Annotated in this window: 19 protein-coding genes; 1 reads left to right on the top strand and 18 read right to left on the bottom strand. The window is 36.8% G+C overall.

The genetic code is table 11. From position 1 onward, the window contains the following. Window positions 1-185 precede the first annotated feature (185 nt). The 18 genes from HNS38_RS04815 to HNS38_RS04730 form a co-directional block, all read right to left on the bottom strand. Window positions 186-1,970 carry an NADH-dependent [FeFe] hydrogenase, group A6 gene (locus tag HNS38_RS04815; protein WP_216663635.1) on the bottom strand — a complete coding sequence of 595 codons (1,785 nt, stop codon included), beginning with the start codon at window positions 1,968-1,970 and terminating at the stop codon, window positions 186-188. 21 nt (window positions 1,971-1,991) lie between these two features. Next, window positions 1,992-3,158 (bottom strand): NADH-ubiquinone oxidoreductase-F iron-sulfur binding region domain-containing protein, encoded by a 1,167-nt coding sequence (locus HNS38_RS04810; RefSeq protein ID WP_172276080.1) that lies wholly within the window; start codon window positions 3,156-3,158, stop codon window positions 1,992-1,994. A 24-nt stretch (window positions 3,159-3,182) separates the two neighbouring features. After that, window positions 3,183-3,641, bottom strand: coding sequence for an NADH-quinone oxidoreductase subunit NuoE (gene nuoE / locus HNS38_RS04805; RefSeq protein WP_172276082.1), 459 nt, complete (start codon window positions 3,639-3,641; stop codon window positions 3,183-3,185). 408 nt (window positions 3,642-4,049) lie between these two features. Further along, window positions 4,050-4,244 (bottom strand): PspC domain-containing protein, encoded by a 195-nt coding sequence (locus HNS38_RS04800; RefSeq protein WP_172276084.1) that lies wholly within the window; start codon window positions 4,242-4,244, stop codon window positions 4,050-4,052. Window positions 4,245-4,464: 220 nt separating this feature from the next. Then, window positions 4,465-4,884, bottom strand: coding sequence for a DUF1801 domain-containing protein (locus HNS38_RS04795; RefSeq protein WP_172276086.1), 420 nt, complete (start codon window positions 4,882-4,884; stop codon window positions 4,465-4,467). A gap of 2 nt (window positions 4,885-4,886) precedes the next feature. Next, window positions 4,887-5,414, bottom strand: a complete 528-nt coding sequence (locus HNS38_RS04790) for an SRPBCC family protein (protein WP_172276088.1) — start codon at window positions 5,412-5,414, stop codon at window positions 4,887-4,889. 241 nt (window positions 5,415-5,655) lie between these two features. Further along, window positions 5,656-6,162, bottom strand: coding sequence for a UpxY family transcription antiterminator (locus HNS38_RS04785; RefSeq protein WP_172276090.1), 507 nt, complete (start codon window positions 6,160-6,162; stop codon window positions 5,656-5,658). Between the two features lie 9 nt (window positions 6,163-6,171). After that, complete coding sequence (locus tag HNS38_RS04780; protein WP_172276092.1) at window positions 6,172-7,137, bottom strand: Gfo/Idh/MocA family protein; 966 nt, start codon at window positions 7,135-7,137, stop codon at window positions 6,172-6,174. A gap of 75 nt (window positions 7,138-7,212) precedes the next feature. Beyond that, complete coding sequence (locus HNS38_RS04775) at window positions 7,213-7,827, bottom strand: sprT domain-containing protein (RefSeq protein WP_172346076.1); 615 nt, start codon at window positions 7,825-7,827, stop codon at window positions 7,213-7,215. Window positions 7,828-8,201: 374 nt separating this feature from the next. Next, window positions 8,202-9,053 (bottom strand): T9SS-dependent choice-of-anchor J family protein, encoded by an 852-nt coding sequence (locus HNS38_RS04770; RefSeq protein WP_172276096.1) that lies wholly within the window; start codon window positions 9,051-9,053, stop codon window positions 8,202-8,204. Window positions 9,054-9,372: 319 nt separating this feature from the next. After that, window positions 9,373-10,104, bottom strand: a complete 732-nt coding sequence (locus tag HNS38_RS04765) for a 3'-5' exonuclease (protein WP_172346075.1) — start codon at window positions 10,102-10,104, stop codon at window positions 9,373-9,375. 303 nt (window positions 10,105-10,407) lie between these two features. Next, complete coding sequence (rsmI, locus tag HNS38_RS04760) at window positions 10,408-11,082, bottom strand: 16S rRNA (cytidine(1402)-2'-O)-methyltransferase (RefSeq protein WP_172276100.1); 675 nt, start codon at window positions 11,080-11,082, stop codon at window positions 10,408-10,410. Between the two features lie 55 nt (window positions 11,083-11,137). Further along, window positions 11,138-11,779 (bottom strand): O-methyltransferase, encoded by a 642-nt coding sequence (locus HNS38_RS04755; protein ID WP_172276102.1) that lies wholly within the window; start codon window positions 11,777-11,779, stop codon window positions 11,138-11,140. 1 nt (window position 11,780) lies between these two features. After that, window positions 11,781-13,022 carry a pitrilysin family protein gene (locus HNS38_RS04750; protein ID WP_253916190.1) on the bottom strand — a complete coding sequence of 414 codons (1,242 nt, stop codon included), beginning with the start codon at window positions 13,020-13,022 and terminating at the stop codon, window positions 11,781-11,783. 109 nt (window positions 13,023-13,131) lie between these two features. After that, a complete protein-coding gene (gene xdhB, locus HNS38_RS04745) occupies window positions 13,132-15,408 on the bottom strand; it encodes a xanthine dehydrogenase molybdopterin binding subunit (RefSeq protein WP_172276104.1) in 2,277 nt (758 codons plus the stop codon). Between the two features lie 442 nt (window positions 15,409-15,850). Beyond that, the gene (locus tag HNS38_RS04740; RefSeq protein WP_216663634.1) at window positions 15,851-16,891 is read right to left on the bottom strand and encodes a proline racemase family protein; all 1,041 of its coding nucleotides are present in this window, start codon (window positions 16,889-16,891) and stop codon (window positions 15,851-15,853) included. A 42-nt stretch (window positions 16,892-16,933) separates the two neighbouring features. Further along, window positions 16,934-17,890 (bottom strand): ornithine cyclodeaminase family protein, encoded by a 957-nt coding sequence (locus HNS38_RS04735; protein ID WP_172276108.1) that lies wholly within the window; start codon window positions 17,888-17,890, stop codon window positions 16,934-16,936. Between the two features lie 107 nt (window positions 17,891-17,997). Continuing rightward, entirely contained in the window at window positions 17,998-19,389 is a 1,392-nt protein-coding gene (locus HNS38_RS04730; RefSeq protein ID WP_172276110.1) for an aminopeptidase P family protein, read from the bottom strand. A gap of 414 nt (window positions 19,390-19,803) precedes the next feature. Between HNS38_RS04730 and HNS38_RS04725 the strand changes: the two genes are divergently transcribed. Then, window positions 19,804-20,458: IS982 family transposase (locus HNS38_RS04725; protein ID WP_172346071.1), on the top strand; the 655-nt coding region annotated here is incomplete at its 3' end.

Genomic DNA, 20,458 nt, shown 5'->3' with positions numbered 1-20,458 from the left:
TCCAAAATATTCTGTAATTGATAAATATAATGATCTTCTATGATTATGGCAAAAGTATTACCCTTAAAGAAAGTAAATAGAAGGTTTTAAACATATATAAAAAGGCCTCCAAATGGAGGCCTCAAACTCATTAAAACGTATAAATTATACCAAACAACATTAATTTGGCACATGGCAATTTTAGTCTAATAATGTTGGCGCTTTCTATAAGTGGTATGTAAGAGATTGTGTGATACATGACTCAGTGGCTCTTTCAAGAAGTCCTTATATATGGTTTTTATGGCGGGATTATCGTGCGACTTTCTAAGGTTCATATTCATATCCTCTTCATAAATGGCAGCTACTCTTGCTTTTCTAATAGCCTCATTGGTAGGAATAGGCTGCCCTCCTCCTCCAATACATCCACCAGGGCATGCCATCACCTCGATAAAGTGATATGGCGATTCACCAGCTGCAATTTGATCCATAATGATTCTTGCATTAATTAAGCCATGGGCTACAGCAACTTTCATTTCTACTCCTTCAAGGAATGACCATTCGGGAAGCGCTCCTTCAATTTTTATAGCTGCTTCTTTAATGCCTTCCATACCTCTGACCGGTATGATATTCAAATTTTCGAAAGGTACTTCTTTGCCTGTTACTATCTCGTATGCTGTTCGTAAAGCAGCTTCCATCACTCCTCCTGTGGCTCCAAAGATGACTCCTGCACCAGTAGACTCTCCCATGATACTGTCATAGGAAGACTCTTCTAATTCAAGGAAGTTTAAGCCTGTTTGCTTGATCATATGGCCTAGTTCACGGGTTGTTAAACCTGCATCAATGTCTTGGAATCCACTGTCTTTCATTTCACCTCGATTGGCTTCGAATTTCTTAGCAGCACAAGGCATAATAGCAACACTTACGATGTCTTTAGGATCAATACCTTTTTTATCGGCGTAATATGTCTTTGTTAAGGCTCCGAACATCTGTTGAGGTGACTTGCAAGTAGAAAGATGGCCTAAATGTTCTGGATATAAATGTTCACAGAACTTCACCCAACCAGGACTACAAGATGTTAATAAAGGAAGTTTAATGGTATCATCTTTGTCTACCAAAGCTTTCTTCAGGCGGACTAATAATTCGGTGCCCTCCTCAATAATCGTTAAATCCGCAGAGAAATCAGTATCCAAAACGGAATCTACTCCCAAACGACGCATGGCAGTAACCATTTTACCTGTTACACGAGTACCAACAGGGTAACCCAACATTTCGCCAAGGGCTACACGCACAGAAGGTGCTGTATTCATCACTACGTGTTTGGTAGGATCTCCGATAGCCTCCCATACTTCATCGAAATAACGTCTTTCGGTGAGTGCTCCAGTGGGACAGCGGTTTACACACTGCCCACAGTTGGTACAGACCACATCTTTTAATGGCAGATCGTGGAAAGTACTAATTTTCATATCCTTTCCCTTATGGCTGACCGTTAGAGCATTCACATGTTGTAATTCAGAACAAGTTCTTACACAACGTTGACAACGTACACATTTACTGTCATCTTTCTCGATAGACCAAGATGACCTATCCACTTCAATATTAGGCTTTAATATACTTAGATACCTATTATTATCAATATTAAATTCTGCCGAAAGGGTTTGAAGTTCACAATTGGTACTTCTATAACAAGTGGTGCATTGTGTATTATGCTCCGATACCAACATAGCGATGATATCTTTACGGGCGTTTCTTACCTTAGGGGTATTTGTCCTTACCTCCATTCCATCTTGAGCTGGAATAGCACAAGAAGCCTGAAGGGCTCTAGATCCAGCTACTTCAACCACACATACACGACAGTTACCTGCCACGCATAAATCTTCGTGATAGCAAAGGGTTGGAATTTTTACATTTATCTTTTTGGCAGCATCGAGTATGGTTTTACCCTGTTCTATTTGAACCTTCTTGCCGTCTATAGTTAATTTAATTTTTGACATGATTTTCCTTTCGTTTTGCGATTAATAAATCATTTCCTCGCGGAAGTTGGTTACTATTGATGAGAACGAATTAGCCACAGACTGACCCAAACCACATTTTGAAGCTATCTTCATGGTTTCGGTGAGTTTGATAAGTTGATCTAGGTATTCTGATGGCATTTGTCCTTTTTTCACATGCTCAATTCCTTTGATCAACTGTTGGGTTCCAATTCTGCATGGCGTACACTGACCACAAGATTCTTCAGCAAAGAATTCTAGATAATCATTTAGTACATTAAACATGGATCGGGTTGAATTGAAAATCATCATAGATCCACCTGTTGGAATTCCTTCGAATCCAATAATGGTTTCTTTGAAGAGTTTACGGGGGACACAATGACCTGAGGCTCCTCCAACTTGAACAGCCTTAGTGTCTCCATCGCCGAATTCCTCTACAAAATCGGCCACATTTAATCCCAGTTCTAGTTCATGAATTCCAGCTTTGGGTGTATCACCAGATACGGAGAATACTTTACTACCTCTAGAATCCATTGTTCCAACTGCCTTAAACTCATCCACACCCATATTTATAATCATGGCTGTATAGACTAAGGTTTCAACATTGTTAATCACGGTAGGCTTTCCATTATAACCAGATTTGGTTGGAAATGGGGGCTTGTTACGTGGCTCTCCTCTTCTTCCTTCCATAGATTCGAAAAGAGCGGTTTCTTCACCACAGATATAAGCTCCGCTACCAGAGCGAATACTAACTGCAAAATCTAAACCTATTTTGCTCAAGCTATTGTTAAATTCATCTATTTGAGCATTAAGCTTTTTCAATAAGAAATTATATTCTCCTCTTAAGTAGATGATTCCTTCTTTAGAACCAATGGCATAAGCACAAATGGCCATACCTGATAATACTTTATTAGGAACCACATCTAGGATTTCTCTATCCTTAAATGTTCCTGGTTCTCCTTCATCTGCATTACAAATGACATACTTGGTGTCTGCCACCTCATCTTTTGCAAATTTCCACTTCATACCAGTAGGGAAACCTGCGCCTCCTCTACCTTTCAATCCGCTCTCAATGATCGAAGACACCACTTCTTCTCGTGTCATCTTCAATGCCTTTTTGACCACTTCAATGGGCTCACAACCCGCGCAATCAAAAATAAAATCGACTCTTTGTAATTTTTTTGATACCATTTTTATTTTTTTTGGGGTTAATGACTAGCAATATTTATCTAAAATATTAACTATTTGATCTGGGTCTACGTGAGGGTAAACATCGTCATTGACGAGCATCACTGGACCCTTGTGGCACCAACCCAAACAGTTGGCGGCTAGGAGTGTAAACTTCTTGTTCCTACTAGTTTCACCTTCCTTAATTTTTAAATGGTTCTCAATAGCCTCAATTACTCGCTGTTTGCCCTTCATTTTGCAAGTAATGGTTTTACACACTCTGATGATATTTTCACCACGGGGTTCCGTTTCTAAGAATGTATAAAACGAAGCGGTTCCGTAAACATCGGCCGACGATAAATTTAACGCCTTAGCAATTGCGATCATTGCAGTGTCCGATAGGAAATGTTCTTCTTGAACAACGCCTTGCAAAACGGGTAAAAGACTATTTCGAGTCTTACCATGTTTTGAAACCAACTGTTCAACTAATTTTTCTGTATCTGCCATATTGAATTGATTAAGAGTATTGTTATTTGAATAACAAATATAAATTTTCAATTGTTATTTGAATAACAATCAAAAACAATCTTCAATATTTATACTTATTCTAAATAAGTATGTTTTATATAATATTGTGTATCAGATACATAAAAATATAGCACGTTTCATATTTAGAAAGATACCGGTTTTATTTATTTAATACGAAATAGCAGTTTATCGTAATTTAATAGGTGTTTTACTGATTTTACGCCATATTTTATCCTTTTATAATCGTTTTGCTGAATACTATAACATATATTTATACACATGACTAAAAGTCAATAACAAATCTTTAAACAAAAAAAATAACAGTTTCTTATGGTAAAGAAACTGTTATCAATTCTGTAAATATACTTCTGATAAATACTGTGAAGATTAAAACACCTTTTCCGGAATAATTATCCAACAAATAAGATAAAGTAACACTCCAAAACCTCCAAACAGAACCATCAATAACCAAATAATTCTGATGATGGTATAATCCAGGTTAAAATAATCACCTAATCCCGTACAAACTCCTCCTACCACTTTTCCTTGTGGGTTCCTAAATAATCTTTTTCCAGTACTCATAATCGTATTTTTATTATTAGATGTTAACCTGGCATTTTGGTTACAGCAACAACTTTTTTAAAAATCAAAGTTTCAGGATTCTATAGATGCGACGATTTACAAATAACTTAAATACTAATGACCAAAAAGAATGATAATCCTGGTATGAATTTACATAATCTTAAAGAAAAACAACTGTGCAATCTGAACAAACTCAAATCATCCGAAACTCTATTTGGAATTAAACCTCTGATATTAAATGATTAAAAGATTCGAGCACTAGGTTTTCAAGGATATTTTTATCAATGTCTGCAAGCTTATTTACATAAAGGCAAGATTTTCCAATTTTGTGTTTTCCTAATTGGTCAAGATAAGGTTTTAGATAATCAAAGCCACTCATCACATAAAGACTAAACTTTGCTTTTCTTGGTGAAAATCCAATTTTAAACCATTGCCCTTCTTGCCCCGATTCGTATTTATAATGATAGCTACCAAACCCAATGATATTCTCTCCCCACATTTTAGGCTCAGCCATTGTGATTTTTGTAAAAAGATCCAAAAGCTCAAAGCTATCAGATCTTTTTTTTTCATCTTCTATTTTCTCTAAAAATGCAATCACGTCCTTATCATTCAGCTTAGTTTTAAGCTCGTATTTAGCCATCCTTATTCCAAGTTTTTCTTAAGGTTATCTAAACCTGTTTGTAAATCACCACCTAGCATTTCTTCCATATCCATAAATAAAAGCATGATATTAGATGGGTAATCCATATGACCTTCAAATCCCCAAACTACTTTGGTTGTATTTGCATTTATGCTTTCGGTTGACATATATGCAGGAGAAACTGATTCCCATGGAGATTCAAATCTTAACTCGAAATCTACTCGTTTACCCTCCTCAATTTTTATAATTTCTTGTTCTCCAATACCTACATTTTCATCTTCGCTTTCCCAACGAGAAACAAAGCCAACAGTTCCATCAGTACCTCTGAAAGATTTCTTCATATTCGGATCTACCATAGCCCATTTACTATATTCATCTTGGTTTTTAAGATGCTTTACATAGTCGAAGGTAACAGGAAGAGATTGGTTAACTTCAACAGATCTTACCACCGAATACTCCTTAGGTGCAAAAGCTGCTATAACAAAAAACAGGGCAATAATCCCTAGAACAATATACAATAACTTTTTCATAATGACTCATTTAGATTTAGAAAGCTAATGTAATGAAAAACGAAAGGTGGGTGTGTTAATTAGGAGTTAAACTAACTGATAACGGTAATAAGTTTTATCATTTTTTAAAAGAATAGTCATATTTCGGCTGATTTAGTTGCTATGCTTTTATGAAGTTCATAATTCAGGAAAAAGATATCGAGCAGAGAGAGGGAACTATTTTTTCTATAGTATTCCCAGCGAGCTGAAGATGAATATAGATTTAGGAATCTATTTTTTTTAAGTCATTTAATTCCAATTGTACCATCATTGAAATACCAATTTCTCCAATTCTAATCATCACCTTTTTCTTACCGTCGCTATCCAAAACGACTTCGCCTTGGTACCCCATTAAAGCTCCTTTTTCAATAAGAACCATTTCGCCTTTTCTAAATATATGACCACTAAAAGTAACATGTGTATCAGAAGACAGTACCCTTTTCATGGCCTCAATTTGCACATCGGGGATAGAGGCTGCTTTACCATTAAAGGTAACATAGCGGACAACTCCTTGAGTATTTAAAATATCATAATACTCTTTTTCACTAGCTTTTACAAAAACGTAGGAATTGATATAAGGAACTTCTACCCACTTTTTTCTATCGCTCCATTGACGTAATTTTCTTTGCAAGGGAAGATATACTTCAATACCTTGGTCGCTCAATAACTTTGCGGTTACTTTTTCACCGCGCGAACGGGTATAAATGGCATACCATTGATAGGATATCATGATAGAAGTTTATTTACAACCAGCATCTCTGAGGAAAGGGTGATAATCACCTCGTTTACCCATTGGCTTACTGTTTCTAATATGAAAGACTGTATTGATGCTGTTTCTAGCTTCTTCTAGTCTGAAACCTCCACCATTTAAAATATCCTGATAACTCAGGGTGTGGAGATCGGTAAAGCCACCACTGAATTCTATTTCTTTTCCTTCAATAGTGATTGATCTGAATGTTCTTTGACCAGAAGCTCTTACATCGGCAGGAATATCAGCTTCATCAATACTTAGAAACCATCTTACTCGGGCTTTTTCATACTCTAGATATCCAGAAGCTTTGTCCGTTTCAAGGCAGTGAACCATATTTTCTTTCACATCACCAAAAACCCAACTCAGCATATCGAAGAAATGGACACCAATATTGGTAGCTACTCCTCCTGACTTTTCAATATCTCCTTTCCAACTGATATGATACCAGCGACCACGAGATGTGATATAACTGAGATCTATATCATAGATTTTGTCTTTTGGCCCCTCTTCAACTTGTTTCTTCAAGGCTATAATTGACGGATGAAGACGTAATTGGAGGATGGTATAAATATTTTTCCCTGTTTCATTTTCTAATGTTTGCAAGGCGTCCACATTCCACGGATTCAGAACTATAGGTTTTTCACAAATGGCATGTGCATCATTTCGTAAAGCCAAACGAATATGAGAATCGTGTAAATAGTTAGGAGAACAGATGCTTACATAATTCACTTCTCTTCCTTTGTCCATTCGTCGCAATTTATCCAGGTGACGGTCGAAACGCTCTGGCTCAGTAAAAAAATCGGAATTAGGAAAATAACTATCCATGACTCCCACACTGTCGAATTTATCAAGTGCAGCAACCAAGTTGTTATTGGTTTCTTTGATGGCTTTTAGATGTCGTGGAGCAATATAGCCAGCAGCTCCAATTAGTGCGAAATTATAGGGGGTACTCATCTTTTATCCTTTAAAAAAATAATAAATTTGATTTGGCAAATATAGCTTCTTGTAATTGATTACACAAATGTAGACTTATTGGGGAACAACCTCTGCCATGGCATGAATGAGGAAGTTTCTTTTGCTTCTCTTTTCCTGGCAAAGAAATCGGGTTCTGTTTTTCTTCAAAATTTGAAAATGAGCTCCTCTAAACTGAAAGTCATCACCTAGATTTAGGTCAGCTAAAATGGGTTGGCTTGCTCTGAGATCTAGTTTTTTCAGCTCTTTCATTAAATGAATATCGGAACTAGAACTAGCTTTGGGGTTGAGCATATGTTTTCTATAAACGGAAAATAAAGGTTCAGGAAAAATATAATTAGTTAGATAAGGCTCCATCAAAGCTTTATATTCTGTTTTCCATTCGTTTCCATGTGGTTTAATAATTCGGAAGTTTTTATGTTTTTCCCAGATCACCCAATGCGCTAACTCATGAATTAAGGTGATTAAAAAAGAATAGGGGTTTAAATCACCATTAACAGAAATTCTAGCTGGATGACCATGAAATGGAGCTTTGAAGTCTCCCAGTTTGGTAGATCGAGCATTGGTAATTTTTAGATTAATGGGATGTTCATTGATATAATTCATAAATAATCCCAAAGCATTTTCTGGCAAGTGTTTGGCCAATATTTCTCGATGTTTCTGCGCTAACATAGAATACTTAGGCTTGCAAATAATACGTTTGTTGAGCAGGAAAACTCAAATGTCCAAAGGAAGGGCAATCGCAATTCTTTTTCTTTCTTTTTTTTCGCATTCCCTTAGGACTAGAGGCACAAGCTCCTAAAAACATAAGAATGACTATGATAATGATAATATTTCGAATTCTGATCATTTAGGTTTTTCAATTAGAGGCAAAGATATTAAGCTTCCCATAACTAACAAGAATCTTGGTGAAATATTGCATGTAATAACATATTAAGATATGCAAGGGTCTTAATTTGATCAACCTTATAGCATTAATACCTATAAAAAGACCCTTGGTAATACCTATTGATTACTAAGAGTCCCTATTTAATTAGGTAACCGTATTATCTTGAAATTATTATTTTTTCCACTTTTGAACGCTTATTGCCTAGTATATTCAAAAAATAAGTCCCTTGTGGGATATCAGAAATATTCATATGAAGTTCTGTGCTTCCTTTGGCTATCTTTTGAGTTCTTATCAAGCTCCCATCTATGCTATATAAATGGGCAACAATGTTTTGCTTTGCTTGTACCGCTATTTTAATTTCAGACTGAGCAGGATTCCCTAAAACTTGGAACTTGAGCTCTTCTTGAGTTTGGATGCCAGAAATAGTAGGTCCATCAATTTCAACATCATCAATAATAAATACAAAACTCAATTCATCGCTAAAATAATGAAAGCCAAAATAAAACATTCCTGTTTCTGCTGCTATATAATTGATTTCTGCCTGTTTCCATAAATCCTCATCTACGTTATCATCAATCCAAAGCTCTGTATTTTCTAACATGGCTAGCGCATTGTTTTCTCCAGCTATATGTACTTTTATTTTTTCTATAGAACCTTGAAGTATTTTTGCGGTATACCAGAACTTAAGGGTATAAACTTCGCCTGCTTCCATTTCTATACTTGGCGTATAAAGCCAATCGTTATTGGTTTCCGAAAAATGGCTCAACATATGAATTGCAGTTTCGCCAGTATGTGCATTTTCGCTAGTACTTGAATTTTTTATGCTGCGCCAAGCCTGATTGGTAAATGGATTTATGTTTAAATCTTCTGAAGTCCATCCTTCAGGATATTCTTCCACTCCACCCTGCTCTATTTCTTCGAATGAAGTGGTATAGGGGAAGGTCGTGATATCTTGAGCAAATGTTAGTTGTGCTAACATCAGTAGTAGAATTGCTAAGTTGTTTTTCATGATATATTGTGTTTTTAACAGCAGATGATTTATTCATCTGTAGCACAAAAATATCGTTTTTTCACTGCTAAGCCTTGTGTGTTTTATCTTTACTAAAATCACCTAGCTAAGGCCTCATTGTATACCATGAGGTTTTCAGTATTGCTTAATTAATTTAGCATGAAATACTAATCATTCGATATCTTAAAATAATAAACAGCCCCTAAAAAACTATTAATATTTATCATAAATCATAGGTTTTACATAGAATTATCATCTGATGAAGTTTGTTATTCATTAAGGTAATATTTTCAATCTTAGCATACTCAAATAAAACAAGTTATTCTATCTCCTCCAAAGCTACAAACTCAATATTCTCCTCTAAAAACAAATTCTGCCCTCGATATCGGTTGAGTAACTGAACGATAGCAAGAACATCATTTTGGCAATATTCTGCAATGCGCTTTAAATCATTTTCTTTCCAGTAAACCTCATTCACTTGGCTGCCATTAATATCGGCTTTAGGGGAGGGTATGTCGAAAATAGCAGTCAATAAATCTAAAGAAGTGAAATGCTTATAATCGCCAAACTTCCAAAGTTCAAGGGTATCGATATGCCTGATTTCCCAAGGCTTTTTACCTGCGATGTCTAATAGTGAGGGGAGTTCCAATCCGTTGACGAGCATTCGTCTAGCGATATAAGGAAAATCAAATTCTTTGCCATTATGAGCCACCATAAGATGTTTGGGCGAATTGAAATGCTGATTCAGTAATTCCCCAAATTCATACAGTAATTTGGACTCGTCATCGCTATAATAACTTTTAATTCTGAGCCTATGGCTGCTTTTAACCACATAGCCCACCGAAATGCAAACGATTTTTCCAAATTCGGCATAAATGCCCGAACGATTGAATAAATCCATGGGTTTTTGGTCGCCTTTATAATTTAAGGTTTTGGCTTTTTTATCCCATAATAGCCTGATGCGTTCTGGCATATCAAAATAGCTGGGATAGGCACTTACTGTCTCTATATCCAAATAGAGGAGCTGATAGTCTGATAGATGGTTTAACATAAGTGAAAAATTTAACCCAAAGGTAAAGAAAATATTTATTACTAAAACGATAGAAACCCCGAATGCGAATTCCTCGAATTTAAAGGGATGGCCGATAAGCTTTCTGTCTACTTGGCAAGGCTGTCGTAGGAATGTAACTAATTAAAAGGCGTAATTGAGGATTCTTACATGCTATAGGCATAGAGATATCACTGACTAGCAATCATGGCATTATACTTCGAAGCAAACAAATTGATAAATAAAAACACAAAGTTAATCAGTGGTAATTCGCGGATGTTTTTCTTTTAAAAATAAAGGCTAGACCTAATTTTTTCCTCCAATTACAATAACAATCTCACCCTTCACACTAGGTCTCGACTCGTAAACCTCTATTACTTCTTTTACACTTCCTCTTACTGTTTCTTCGTGAAGTTTGCTGATTTCTCTAGACACGCTAATTTGTCTATCCTCCCCAAAATATTCAACAAATTGCTTGAGAGCTTTTATCAAGCGATGCGGAGATTCATATAAGATGATGGTACTTTCCATTTCGGCAAGAAATAGTAATCGGGTGTGTCGGCCTTTTTTGTGAGGAAGAAATCCTTCGAAGTGAAAGCGATCGTTGGGAAGGCCTGAGTTAACGAGAGCAGGGATAAGCGCAGTAGCTCCTGGTAAGCAATCCACTTCAATATTATTTTGCACGCAAGCTCTAACCAATAAAAATCCAGGGTCAGAAATGGCGGGCGTCCCAGCATCGCTAATTAAGGCCATAGTGGTTCCGGTTTGTATACGAGAAACTAAAGACTCAATACTGCGGTGTTCATTATGTATATGATGCGACTGTGATGGGGTTTTTATGTCGTAATGTTTCAATAGCTTGCCAGAAGTTCTGGTATCTTCTGCCAAAATTAAATCCACTTCCTGTAGAATTCTGATGGCCCTAAAGGTCATGTCTTCTAAGTTTCCAATGGGTGTAGGTATAATATATAATTTCGACATATTCTGGGTTTTAATAGCTATAATATTCTGAAATCTTGCTTGGCAAATTTAGGGATTATTTTTTGCGAGCCAACATCAGTCCATCTCTCAATGGGATAAGCGTATTCTCAAATCTACCATCCTCCTGAATCTTCTTATTGAATTCTAAAACACCTCTAGTATCTTTATCTGCAGTCTTTAATTTTTTAACCACTTTTCCCGACCATAATACATTGTCTACAATTAGTAGGCCTCCTGTACTCATTTTTTCAGCTACCAATTCGAAGTATTTGGGGTAATTCAACTTATCGGCATCTATAAATATGAGGTCGAATTCCTCATTAATTTGCGGGATAATATCCAGGGCATCACCAATATGTTGCGTGATTTTGTTTTCAAAACCAGCTCTCTTTATATACTTATTGGCTATGTCGGAAAACTCTTCTTTTATATCGATGGTATGAAGTTTACCTTCAGCTTTCATTCCTCTAGCTAAGCAGATTGCAGAATATCCAGTAAAAGTACCAATCTCGAGTATACTTTCTGCATGAATTAAATTAGCCAGCATTTGCAGAAATTGTCCCTGTACCGATCCCGATAGCATGCGAGGATGGGTGGTTTTCAGGTTGGTTTCTCTATATAATTCGTATAATAATTGATCTTCTTGGCTAGAATGATCATTGATATAATTTTCTATGGAATCCGGTAATAAGTTCATTTTATTGATATATTAACATGCTCAATTGCTTGGGTTCGAATATCTCATTGGCTACTTCAATAATCATATCTGAAGTGAGTGCGTCTATTTTCTTATTGATGGCATTTAAATTACTCACTTTATCAAAGCTTAAAAGGCTTCTACCGTTTCCTAGCATTTTGTTGGCATTGCTTTCTTCTGAAATGGCAATTTGGCCAATCAGTTGTTGTTTCGCCTTTTTTAATTGCTGTGGACCGAGTTTGGTGTCTCTTAGCATCCTCAATTCTTTGTGCACTAATTCTATGGTTTTATCCAAATATAATTCATCAGTACCTAGGTAAATGGAAAAATGCCCCGTATCGGTTAATGCTGTGAAATTAGATTCCAAATTATAAGTAAAACCATATTTCTCTCTAATACCTAAGTTTAGACGACTGTTGAGACCTGGGCCGCCAAGATAATTATTGAGGAGGCTAAAGGCGATTCTTTTTTCATCCTGTATGGAATAGGCACGAGTACCTATCATGCAGTGTGCTTGATAAACTCTTCTTTTCTTATTAATTTCAACGGCCTCATAGGCTTCTGGTGCTTTTCTATGCTTAGTATTTCCTCCATTAGGTAAATCTGCAAAATGTTTCTCGATAAGCTTGACGAGTTTATCCATTTCAACATTACCTACTGAGGAGATAACCATATCGCTGGCTCTATAATGCTTCTTTACAAATTGAAGTACATTTTCTTGAGTATACTTTCTGACTTTGGCTTTAGTACCTAAAATATTATTTCCTAGAGGATGGTTCGGAAATAAGAGCCAGTCGAAGTCATCAAATATTTGCTCTGAAGGTGTATCTTTATAGGAGTTGATCTCATCTATCACTACTTCTTTCTCTTTGTCAAGCTCTTTTTGTGGAAAAGTAGAATTGATAATGATATCTGCCATTAATTCTAAGCTACGCTCGTAATGCTGATAAAGGAAGGCGGCTTGTAATACGGTCTCTTCTTTAGAGGTATAGGCAGTAAGCTCAGCTCCAACATCCTCCAAACGACTTAGAACATGATAGGCTTTACGTTTCTTAGTGCCTTTAAAAATAACATGCTCAATAAAATGAGCCAAGCCATTTTCTTTTTTCAGCTCGTCTCTAGAACCTGTATTTATAATGAGGCCTAAATGAGCAACAGTCTGATCTTGACTAATCTGCTGATGAACTAGTTTTAGTCCATTTGAAAAGCGATGTATTTGATATTCTTCCATAAAAGGTGGCAAAAGTAATCAATTTTAGTAAGGTATTAAAAAGAAGAATAGTTGTGTTTTCTGACCTTTAAGGTGTGGCTTTGTGGTATCCAAATAAGATATGACAAACACTAGAATCTCTCTATCTCTTCATCCCATCCAAACATAAAACAATAGCCTCATGAGTAGCCGGAATATCTAATCGGGGTTCTTTTTTGTGATTATAAACTGCTGAAATCGCATCTTTCAATGCCAACCAAACCGAAAGCCCATGAATAAAGGGTGGCTCCCCTACCGCCTTACTCCTCTTAATATTATTGGGATTGGCTGTATCCTTAGTAAAAGCCACTCTAAAATCCTTAGGAATATCATCCATCGTTGGAATCTTATAGGTATCAGGAGAATGGGTGAGCAAATGCCCTTTTTCATCATAGCGTAGTTCTTCAGTAGTCACCCAACCCAAACCTTGTACAAAGGCACCTTCAATTTGCCCTTTGTCGATTAATGGATTGATGGATTCTCCCACATCATGAAGTATATCCGTACGGAGCAACTCATGCTTTCCAGTGAACACATCTAACTCCACTTCGGAGATGGACATGCCATAAGCAAAATAGTAAAATGGAGTCCCTTTTCCCTTTTCTCTATCAAACTTAATATCTGGAGTTCTATAATAACCTGTACTACTCAAACTCACCTGCTGAAGATAGGAATGCATCACTAATTCCGCAAAACTCATTCTAGCTCTACCTGCCGTTATATTATTTTTTTCGAAGCGAATATCACCCGAATGATGAAGCTCAAATTTCTCCATAAAAGAATCCTCCAGTCTTTTCTTTAGTGTAAGGCAAGCATTTTCTACTGCCTTACCATTGAGGTCGGTACCAGAGGAAGCTGCAGTAGCGGAAGTATTTGGGACCTTAGAAGTGTTGGTGGCACTTATGAGTACCTTTTCAGTAGAAATCCCAAAAGTATCAGCAGCAATTCGTCGCATCTTTGTATGTAAGCCTTGTCCCATTTCTGTGCCACCATGATTCACCATCACCGAACCATCCTGATAAATATGAACCAAAGCACCAGCCTGATTTAAGAAAGAAGTAGTGAAAGAAATTCCAAATTTTACAGGAACCAAACTCATGCCTCTTTTTTTCCACTTGTTCTGACTATTAAAAATATTTATATCTTCTCTTCTCTTCTCATATTCAGCAGTTTCCATGATTTCCTCATAGATGGCAGCCAAAGGATTTTTTCCAAGTTTCTGATCGTAATGGGTAATATTCTTTTCTCCCGAACTATAGAAATTCCTTCTTCTAATTTCGGAGGAGTCTATCTTTAATTGCCTAGCTATTCTATCTATAATATTCTCTATTAATGCAATAGACTGTGGACCTCCAAAACCTCTAAAAGCCGTATTGGGTGGTTGATTGGTTTTCCAAGCATGACCAAGCACTTTCAAGTTGGGGATATAATAAGCATTGTCCATATGAAATAAAGCTCTTTCCATAATCGCCATACTCAAATCCAAAGCAGCACCACCATTAGAATGCAGTTTCACATCCAAAGCGTGAAGCATGCCGTCCTCATCAAAACCTACTTTATATTCTGAATAAAAAGCATGTCGCTTGCCCGTAATAATCTGGTCGGTATCCCTATCGAGGTGCATCTTTACAGGCTTGCCCGTTTTACGAGCCAAGAGCGCTGTCCAAGCCGCAATATGATTGGCTTGAGTCTCTTTGCCTCCAAAAGCACCACCCATTCTTTTCACTTCCACCTCTATCAAATGCCTTGGAATACCCAAAACCTCCGCAACAATAGCCTGAGTTTCTGAAGGATGTTGAGTACTAGCATATACTTTCATTTCCTTGCCTTCCAGTGGAATACAAAGTGCTGTCTGAGTTTCTAAATACCAATGCTCCTGACCATTACTATAAAACTCTCCTTCTAATTGCATTGTTGATTTTTTCAAACCCTCCTCAATGTTTCCGGTTTCCATTTTACGGGCGGGTTTTAGCATCACTCCCTTTTCTATGGCTCTTTTTACCAATACCACCGATCCCAATTCTTCATATTCAATATCAATCAGCTTTGAAGCTTTTATTGCAATCTCACGACTTTCTGCAGCAATTAAAGCAATCACTTGTCCAACAAATTCAACGTGATCTTCAGCCAAACAAACTTCATCATGAACCACAGGCCCCATCTGATTCACACCGGGGATTTCTGTATAATTCATGATGCTGTGCACGCCTTTTTGCTTTCTCGCTTCATGGCAATTGATACTCACAATTCTACCGTGAGAAATACTAGAATAAAAAGGAAATGCATGGAGACTTCCTTCTGGAAGTGGAATATCGTTAATATAAACAGAATTGCCCGTCACATGATGCAAAATACTGTTATGAGCTAGTGATGACGCCATAATATTGGATTTTATCCTGTAAAGTTAAAAAGAATTTTGAATCCTCCTTACATAAGAAGCTTGGTCCCCACAGGGCAAACGCACACTTTTTTTGATAAAAATGTGCAAAAATAAATAATATATAACTTAACCGAATCAGATAAAAATGTTATATTGTACTGATAATCATACAAATAATAATTGTGAAGACGACTAAGAATCTATTAAGCATTTTCGGTACTATAGACGATCCTAGGAGCCATATAAACCAACTTCACATTATATCCGATATCCTTCTTGTGGGAATAATTTCGGTCATTTGTGGATTTGAAAACATGTATTAACGATTATTTTTGCCACTTCATTTTCTGTCATCAAATTGCTAATGTTTAATGCATTGTGGCTTAATTACTAATAATAATTCTAAATCCTATGAGTCCTAGCGGCTTGGTATGATATAAAACTACCGAAAGATAAAACCCTCGCGTAAAGGATCCTCAGGGTCAAAGTAAAACTCATGTTGACCTGTAATATGAGCAGTTCCGCTAACTTCTGGTACCACAGCTTTATATGGGCCATAGCTTGTTAACTCTTTTATTTCCACATCCATGGTAGTTCCTAGAATACTCTCGATGGTGATTTTTTGACCCTCCTCTAATTCTCCTTTGGCATGGTGTAGCGCTGCTCTTGCACTTACTCCTGAGCCTGTAGAAGATCGATCGACTTCTCCATCTGCAAAAATGCAAATATTCCTACTGTGATGAACTGGCTTCTGAGCTTTTCCGGTAAAGATAGTTCCATAGAGAAAACTCAAATCTTCCTCGAAAGGGTGCTTAATGTCGAAGTTTTTCATGACGGCATGTTTTATTTTCCGGCCCCAATCTATGAGTTGATTATAATTTTCTTCCAACATTCCGATGCCCAATTCGTCAGCATCTACAAAGGCGTAAAAAGCACCTCCATAGGCCACATCGAATTTGACTTTTCCTATACCTTCTACCTGAACTTCTTTATCTCTGAGCAATAGAAAAGATGGAACATTCAAGAAGGAAACCTTTTCAACTTTCCCGTTTTTTCTAAAGGCTTTGGAGCGGATTAATCCTGGAGGAGCATCGATGATAAGCTCTGGTTCGTTGCCTTCTTTTTCTATCAATTCGGTATCGAACACCAGTTTGGTAAGAGCTATAATAGCATGGCCACACATGGTAGAATAACCTTCGTTATGGATGAAGAAAGTTCCAAAGTCGGCATGCTCAGTGATGGGTTCTGTGATAAAAGCACCATACATGTCGGCATGACCTCGAGGCTCAAACATGGTACCTGTACGAATATGGTCCCAGTTTTCTTTGAAATATCTTCTTTTTTCGAGGATGCTATTTCCTTTGAGTTCTGGGATTCCATCATAGAGTACTCGCAGGGGTTCTCCGCCAGTGTGAAGGTCTATGGTTTTGATGTTGAGCCAGTTTTTGGGTGGCTGGTATTTCCAGTTTTTTAGATTTTTCATTTTCATTTTTTTTCACGCAAAGGCGCAGAGTCGCAAAGAGCTTTATAATTCAACTTCAACTCCTAAATTTTCTTTTTTACAATAATCGTAGACCATTTGAGCAGCAAAAAGATCGAAGGTAGCTAGTCCTACAGTTTTGTAGATTCTGGTTCCTTTTGTGAGTTTGCATTTTCCTATCAATTTGCTAATCGTCCTGATTTTTGAGGAGTCTATTAAAGCTTGTTCTTGTGGATATATTAAATCACCAGTTTCTTGTTTACCGTGTTCTGCATCAATCCAAATTTCGTTGACGAGAGGATAGAGTGCCTCGGGAAATTCTCGCATCTCTGGTTTATAGGAGCCCACACCTATTATGCATTTGTTTTTAAGCAATTCTGCATGGTTTGGTAAAACAGGTTGACTAGAACTTGTGGCTGTGAACACCAAACTCGTTTTGCTTAATAATTCTTGTGCATCCTTACAAACCACTACTTCTATTCCAGGCTTTTTGTTTTTAATAAAAATGATAAAGTCGGTTATGACCTCCTCAGAATAATCCATTAAATAAATCTTTTCAATGGGTCTTTCTTCGGAAGCAAACCAAGCTAGATGTTTTCCTTGAAATCCTCCTCCGACAATTCCTAGGCTATTGGTGTTTTCAGGGCTTAAATATCTAAGTCCAATAGCTGCAATAGCAGAGGTTCTCATGGCCGTTAATTGGCTTCCATTCAATAATGCTAAACCTTCTCCAGTTTCTCCGTCATTTAAAATCACTATGCCTTGTATTAACGCTTTCTTGAGGTTTTTATTTCCGGGAAAAACTGAGACTAATTTGGTGGCATAGTTTTTAGGACCAACAGATGGCATAAGTAGAAGTGTATTCTCTTGAACCATTACATGCATACGATTTGGTGTGACATAGTCTTCTTTTTCATTAGCTAATAAAGCCTCCTCCATGGTGTTTATCCATAGAGAAGGTGGAATGGATTTTTCGATGATTTCGGCAGAAATGATTCGCATTGTTTATTTTGTTTTTACCACTAAGGACCTAATGTACAACACGAAGGTAAATAAGTAAAATCCTTTTATACCCTAGTGTTGTCCTTTGTTACCTTTTGGGTTGAATATTAAAAAGCTTTTAAGCGTTCACTCTCTACATCCTTAATGGTCTTTGGTAATGGTTTTCCCAATAGCTGATAAGCATCTTCGGTAATCAAGAAATCTTCTTCGTTTCTACATCCACCAAAGTCGCGATATTCGTTTATTTTGTCATAATTCAAGAATTCCTCGAATCTTCTTTCCTTTTTCCATAAATCGATGAGTTGTGGAATAAAATAGATGCCAGGCTCAATGGTTAGAACGAATCCGGGTTCTAATTTACGACCCAAACGAAGTGACTTAGGCCCAAACTGTGTGCTTTTCTCTTCATTATCATAACCCACATATTGCTCGCCTAGATCTTCCATATCGTGCACATCCATTCCCATCATATGGCCTAATCCGCAAGGAAAGAACATGGCATGAGCACCAGCAGCAGCGGCTTCATGAACATCGCCTTTTACAAAGCCCAAATCTTTCATTCCTCTTAATACCTCTCTGGCCGATTCGTAATATACTTCTTTAAATGGAATACCTGGTTTTAGCATGGCAATTGCGGCTTCGTGAGCATTGAGTGCCACCTGGTAAATCTCTTTTTGGCGAGTAGTAAATGTTTTCCCAACCGGAAAAGTACTGGACATATCTCCAGCATATCCAGAGGCTGTTTCGGCACCAGCATCTAAAAGAAACATCTGCCCATCTTGAATGGTATTTCCATGATAGTGATTGTGTAATGTTTGTCCGTTGATGGTGGCAATCACAGGGAAACTCACACAACCGTCATGAGCTAAAGCTATCTTTTCTACTTCTGCTGCTACTTGTGCTTCTAAGATACCAGGATGAGTAGAGCGCATGGCGGCCAAATGCATATCCACAGTTATATCACAGGCCTTATCTATCTCAGCGACCTCCTCCGCTGATTTATAGTTTCTTTGTTTGATCACTGCTTTTACGAATTCGAGACTGTGCTTTTCTGGTATTTCGGAAGGCTTAATGCCCAAATACTCAAATAGCTTAATTTTACTGTCTCCTCTATATAATGGCAAGAAATGAATGGGTCTTCTGGCAGTTTGTGCTTTTTGAAGGTCTTGAACCAATTGAGCTGTGTTGGCTGTTTTGTTTATTCCACAGCTTGATGCTCTTTCTTTGATGCTAGGCTGATTTCCCATCCAAACGATATGATCAATGGTATAATCATCCCCATAAATGACTTCTTCTCCTGATTCCACATCGATTATGGCAGCTAAGTCTGGGTGTATCAAGCCAAAGAAATAATTGAAACTTGAATCTTGTCGATAGCGATAGGTATTGTCGGGATAATTCATGGGGCTTTCGCTATTTCCAATGAACAGTAGGATGCCTTTATCTACATCTCTTGCCAGTTGCTGGCGGCGATTTATATATGTTTCTTTTTTGAACATGTTTTATGTTTTTTACTAATCAGTTTTTGAACTTCACACAGCGATTTTTAAAGTACCATGAGTAGATATAAACGGTCTTTATCCAAGCCTAATATTTATCAAATAAAAATGAACTTTCATTATTTTAATGGTTTATGCTTAATATTATTGACTCAAATAATCATTCTTGGTTAGCAACCATCAATCTTGTGTAAATATAAAAAAACTAAAGCTCCTATATTCAAATTGAATCCTAATTAACTCAAGTTGCTACTTATCTTGCTGATTTAAAATGTTTATGGAATTGTGAAGATGTTGTGATGTTAACAAGAAAAAGAAATTTATTAACAAAACACACCTGATAATCAGTTAAGTATATGTTTTTACAAAAAAATCCCCCAAATTGTTGCTGTGAAACAAATTAATCTGGAGGATATGATTAAAAAATCGACAGCAATATACACAATAATTGATGATTTACTAATAGAAATTGAGCATAAAGAACCCAAAAACAGGCGAGTAATTGATTCTGAGATTATCACAACAGCCTTGATATCAGCACTGTATTTTGGAGGAAACCAAGAAAAAGCCATTTGCTTTATGAAGTCTACAGGACTGATTCCCAAAATGCTTTCCAAAAGCCGGTTTAATAGGCGATTGCATTTAATCAGAGAATTAATAGTCGATTTGTTTTTCCAACTCTCTGAAATGATAAAGAAGGTAAATATATCATCTGAATACATAATTGATAGTTTTCCAATCCATACATGTGATAATATGCGGATTTCCAGTTCAAAACTCATTCAAGGTGAAATCTATCGGGGAAGGAAAGCAACTATGCGTAGGTATTTTTATGGATTTAATGTACATGTTTTGGTAACAACTGACGGTATCCCAGTTGAGTACACCTTTCTGCCAGGGAGTAAACATGATTCAGAAGCCTTAAAACAAATGCCTTTTTATCTACCTGAAGGAAGTAAAATTTATGCTGATTCCGGATATACCAATTATAAGATTGAAGATATGCTTAAAGAGGCAGAGAACATAAATCTATTGGTTGCTCGAAAAAGTAACTCTAAACGAAAAAGAG

The sequence above is a fragment of the Lentimicrobium sp. L6 genome (assembly GCF_013166655.1).
Taxonomy (GTDB): domain Bacteria; phylum Bacteroidota; class Bacteroidia; order Bacteroidales; family UBA12170; genus UBA12170.
The sequence above is the reverse complement of the archived record's forward strand: the minus strand, read 5'-3'. Positions and strand labels throughout refer to the sequence as shown.

What these genes read in the sequence shown, in the direction of transcription:
- HNS38_RS04800 (WP_172276084.1), bottom strand. Translation starts at nt 4,244, where the DNA reads ATGAGTACTGGAAAAAGATTATTTAGGAACCCACAAGGAAAAGTGGTA.
- HNS38_RS04815 (WP_216663635.1), bottom strand. Translation starts at nt 1,970, where the DNA reads ATGTCAAAAATTAAATTAACTATAGACGGCAAGAAGGTTCAAATAGAA.
- HNS38_RS04765 (WP_172346075.1), bottom strand. Translation starts at nt 10,104, where the DNA reads ATGTTAAACCATCTATCAGACTATCAGCTCCTCTATTTGGATATAGAG.
- HNS38_RS04790 (WP_172276088.1), bottom strand. Translation starts at nt 5,414, where the DNA reads ATGAAAAAGTTATTGTATATTGTTCTAGGGATTATTGCCCTGTTTTTT.
- nuoE (WP_172276082.1), bottom strand. Translation starts at nt 3,641, where the DNA reads ATGGCAGATACAGAAAAATTAGTTGAACAGTTGGTTTCAAAACATGGT.
- HNS38_RS04810 (WP_172276080.1), bottom strand. Translation starts at nt 3,158, where the DNA reads ATGGTATCAAAAAAATTACAAAGAGTCGATTTTATTTTTGATTGCGCG.
- rsmI (WP_172276100.1), bottom strand. Translation starts at nt 11,082, where the DNA reads ATGTCGAAATTATATATTATACCTACACCCATTGGAAACTTAGAAGAC.
- HNS38_RS04735 (WP_172276108.1), bottom strand. Translation starts at nt 17,890, where the DNA reads ATGCGAATCATTTCTGCCGAAATCATCGAAAAATCCATTCCACCTTCT.
- HNS38_RS04730 (WP_172276110.1), bottom strand. Translation starts at nt 19,389, where the DNA reads ATGTTCAAAAAAGAAACATATATAAATCGCCGCCAGCAACTGGCAAGA.
- HNS38_RS04755 (WP_172276102.1), bottom strand. Translation starts at nt 11,779, where the DNA reads ATGAACTTATTACCGGATTCCATAGAAAATTATATCAATGATCATTCT.
- HNS38_RS04740 (WP_216663634.1), bottom strand. Translation starts at nt 16,891, where the DNA reads ATGAAAAATCTAAAAAACTGGAAATACCAGCCACCCAAAAACTGGCTC.
- HNS38_RS04775 (WP_172346076.1), bottom strand. Translation starts at nt 7,827, where the DNA reads ATGTTAGCGCAGAAACATCGAGAAATATTGGCCAAACACTTGCCAGAA.
- xdhB (WP_172276104.1), bottom strand. Translation starts at nt 15,408, where the DNA reads ATGGCGTCATCACTAGCTCATAACAGTATTTTGCATCATGTGACGGGC.
- HNS38_RS04795 (WP_172276086.1), bottom strand. Translation starts at nt 4,884, where the DNA reads ATGGCTAAATACGAGCTTAAAACTAAGCTGAATGATAAGGACGTGATT.
- HNS38_RS04770 (WP_172276096.1), bottom strand. Translation starts at nt 9,053, where the DNA reads ATGAAAAACAACTTAGCAATTCTACTACTGATGTTAGCACAACTAACA.
- HNS38_RS04785 (WP_172276090.1), bottom strand. Translation starts at nt 6,162, where the DNA reads ATGATATCCTATCAATGGTATGCCATTTATACCCGTTCGCGCGGTGAA.
- HNS38_RS04780 (WP_172276092.1), bottom strand. Translation starts at nt 7,137, where the DNA reads ATGAGTACCCCCTATAATTTCGCACTAATTGGAGCTGCTGGCTATATT.